The 3330-nt window shown below is 72.0% G+C and carries 3 protein-coding genes; 1 reads left to right on the forward strand and 2 read right to left on the reverse strand.

The window, feature by feature from the left end:
- Positions 1 to 100 precede the first annotated feature (100 nt).
- Both AC51EU_RS28810 and AC51EU_RS28815 read right to left on the reverse strand, forming a co-directional pair.
- Positions 101 to 784 (reverse strand): response regulator, encoded by a 684-nt coding sequence (locus AC51EU_RS28810; RefSeq protein WP_496270029.1) that lies wholly within the window; start codon positions 782 to 784, stop codon positions 101 to 103.
- A complete protein-coding gene (locus tag AC51EU_RS28815; protein WP_496270030.1) occupies positions 777 to 1922 on the reverse strand; it encodes a GAF domain-containing sensor histidine kinase in 1146 nt (381 codons plus the stop codon). Before AC51EU_RS28815 ends, AC51EU_RS28810 begins: the two co-directional genes overlap by 8 nt.
- Positions 1923 to 2179: 257 nt before the next feature.
- Between AC51EU_RS28815 and AC51EU_RS28820 the strand changes: the two genes are divergently transcribed.
- A complete protein-coding gene (locus AC51EU_RS28820) occupies positions 2180 to 2881 on the forward strand; it encodes a nitroreductase family protein (protein ID WP_496270031.1) in 702 nt (233 codons plus the stop codon).
- The last annotated feature ends 449 nt before the right edge of the window (positions 2882 to 3330 follow it).

Here is a 3330-nt window from a genome sequence, read left to right on the forward strand (position 1 = left end):
CAGGTGGCGGCGTACAACGCGGCGGTGGAGGAACGGGAGAGGCGGGGGTGAGGCGCGGGCCCTCACCCGGGCGGGTGAGGGCCCGCCGCCGGTCCGTCCGTCATGCCCCGATGCCGTGGCGGACGGCCCAGAGGGCGGCCTGGGTGCGGTCCGCGAGGTCCAGTTTCATCAGGATGTTGGACACATGGGTCTTGACCGTCTTCTCGGACAGGACCAGGGTGCGGGCGATCTCGCGGTTGGAGCGCCCGTCCGCGATCAGGGCGAGCACCTCGCGTTCCCGCTCGGTGAGCGTGGTGCCGCGGCCCTGGCCGTTGCCGCCCTCGTCCTGGGAGATCAGGGCGCCGGCCACCTCGGGCTGGAGGAGGACGTGTCCGGCGTGCACGGAGCGGATGGCGCCGGCCAGCGCGTCGGGGTCGATGTCCTTGTAGACGTAGCCGGCGGCGCCCGCGCGCAGGGCGGGGACGACGGTGCGCTGTTCGGTGAAGCTGGTGACGACGAGCACCCGTGCGGTGCTGTCCTGTTCGCGGAGGGTGCGCAGCGCGGCGATGCCGTCCGTGCCGGGCATCTTGACGTCCATCAGGATGACGTCGGGGCGCAGGCGTTCGGCGGCGGCGATGCCCTCGGCGCCGTCGGACGCCTCACCGACGACCTCGATGTCGTCCTGGACCTCCAGGAACGTCCGCAGGCCGCGCCGGACGACCTGGTGGTCGTCGACGAGGAGGACGCGGATGGGCCCGCCGCCCTGCGGTGTGCGGGCGGTGCCGCCCGTTTCCCGGTCAGCCACCGGGTACCTCCATCTCGACTGCGGTGCCCTTGCCGGGCTCCGATTCCACGGTGAGGCGGCCTCCGACGCCGCCGGCCCGGTCCCGCATCGAGACCAGTCCGAGGTGGCGGCCGGCGCGGCGGACGGCTCGGGTGTCGAAGCCGCGTCCGTCGTCGGCGACGCGCAGCAGCGCGCCCTGGCCGTGCCGGGCGAGGGTGACCTCGACCCGTTCGGCGCCGGAGTGGCGCAGGGCGTTGTGCAGGGCCTCCTGGGCGACGCGCAGCAGCGCCTCTTCCTGGGAGGCGGGCAGGGCGCGCACGCCGCGGGCCTCGAAGGTGACGCGGGCGGCGTGGGCGCGGTCGAGGACCTGGGCCTGGGAGCGCAGGGTGGCGACCAGCCCGTCCTCGTCGAGGGCGGCGGGCCGCAGCTCCACGACGGCGGCGCGCAGTTCGTCGGCGGCCTCGGCGGCCAGCGCGGCGACCTGGTGGAGTTCGTCCTTGGCGCGGGCCGGGTCGCGGTCGACGAGGGCGGCGCTGGCCTGGGCGGTGAGCCGGAGCGAGAACAGTTTCTGGGAGACCGCGTCGTGCAGTTCGTGGGCGAGCCGGGCGCGTTCCCCGGCGATGGTCAGCTCGCGGCTGCGCTCGTAGAGCCGGGCGTTGGTGAGGGCGATGGCGGCATGCTGGGCGAGTATGCCGAGCAGCCGTTCGTCCTCCTCGGTGAAGCCGCAGCCGCCCTCCGGTCTGGGGCAGCGTTTGTTGGCGAGGAAGAGGGCGCCGAGGATCTCGTCGCCGTCGGCGACGGGCAGGCCGATGAAGTCGGACATGTCCGGGTGGGCGTCGGGCCAGCCGCCGAAGCGGGGGTCGGCGCGGACGTCGGCGAGGCGCTCGGGGGTCGCGTTGTGCAGCATCGCGGCGAGGATGCCGTGCTGGCGGGGCAGCGGGCCGATGGCGCGCCACTGCTCCTCGCTGACGCCGTCCACCACGAACTGGGCGAACCCTCCGTGATCGTCGGGCACGCCCAGGGCGGCGTACTCGGCGTCGAGCAGTTCCCGTGCCGAGGCGACGATCGTCTTGAGGACGTCGCGCACCTCCAGGTGCCTGCTCATCGCCAGGATCGCGGTGCTCACGGCGGGGATCCCGGCTCCCGGTCCATTGGTCATGGCTTCACGGTACCGGCGCGCCGACCTGCCCGTATCGGTCCACCGGCGCGCCCGTGCTCGGTCGGCGGGCCTAGGGCGTACGGCCCTGGTCGGGGGTCTTCCCTCGCCCTGAACACGAGGAATGAATGTGCATGTGTCCTCTTATATAGGGACAAGCAGTGGCGTACCCCATGGAACGGGACATCGATGCGGCGTACGGCCCGCGAATTCCGCGATCTTCCCCTCCCCCGGCCGCCGGGCGCCCCAGACTCAGGTGCATGACGGATACGACAAGGAGATGGACACCGACGCACGGAGAGCCCTACCGGCCGGTGCCGTACCGCCCCGAGCAGATGCCGGCCGCGGTCTCGCTGGAGCGTGCCGCGGCGTTACGGGAGCGGATGGGCGAGCGGCGGACGGTCCGGCGGTTCTCGGCGGACCCGGTGCCGGAGCAGGTGGTGCGGGACGCCATCGCCTGCGCGGCGACCGCGCCGTCCGGGGCACATCAGCAGCCGTGGACGTTCGTCCTGGTCAAGGACCCTCAGGTGCGGCGCGCCATCCGGGAGGCGGCCGAGGAGGAGGAACGGATCTCCTACGAGGGGCGGCTGGGCGAGGAGTGGCTGGCGGCGCTGCGACCGCTGGGCACGGACGAGGTGAAGCCGCACCTGACCGACGCCCCCTACCTGATCGTCGTCTTCGAGCAGCGGTACTGGCTGGGGCCGGACGACAGCAGGCGCAAGCACTACTACGTGGGCGAGTCGGTGGGGATCGCGGTCGGCATGCTGTTGACCGCGCTGCATCTGTCGGGTCTCGCGGCGCTGGTGCACACGCCGAGTCCGATGCGGTTCCTCCAGGAGGTGCTGCGGCGGCCGGTGAACGAGAAGGCGTTCGCGGTGATCCCCGTGGGCTACCCCGCCCCGGAGTGCGAAGTGCCCGATTTGATCCGAAAGTCCCTTGACCAGGTGATGGTCGAGGTCTGAGCCTCCGCGAACGTCCCGCGAAGTGTGCAGAAGCAATCACGCTCCGCGAGATAAACCTCTGCCCCGTGTGACCCCGCGCATAGGGCGCAGGTCACCTACGATCCGGGTTAGTCGCTGGATAAAGGCGATGTGAGCGGTTGACGCACCGCCCCGCCCGTGTATTCCCACTAACCCGGATCGTACGTCACAGCTTTGCCCGGCGAATTTCCGGCCGCTAAGAATGTCTCCCGTCGCTCGGCGCCGTACCTCATCTCGGCGTTCTCCGCCACTCCACGGCGTCCTGCGACGTCCCTCATTCGGAAGGTCAACCTCGCCATGCCTCAGCACGTCATCCCCGGACTCGGCCGGCTGAACCGGACGCAGAAGCTGTCCGCCGCCGGCATCGCGGCCGCCGGTGCCGCCGCACTGGTCCTGACCGCCGTCCCCGGAACCGCCGTCGGCCACGCCGC

This window comes from Candidatus Streptomyces philanthi (genome assembly GCF_059553635.1).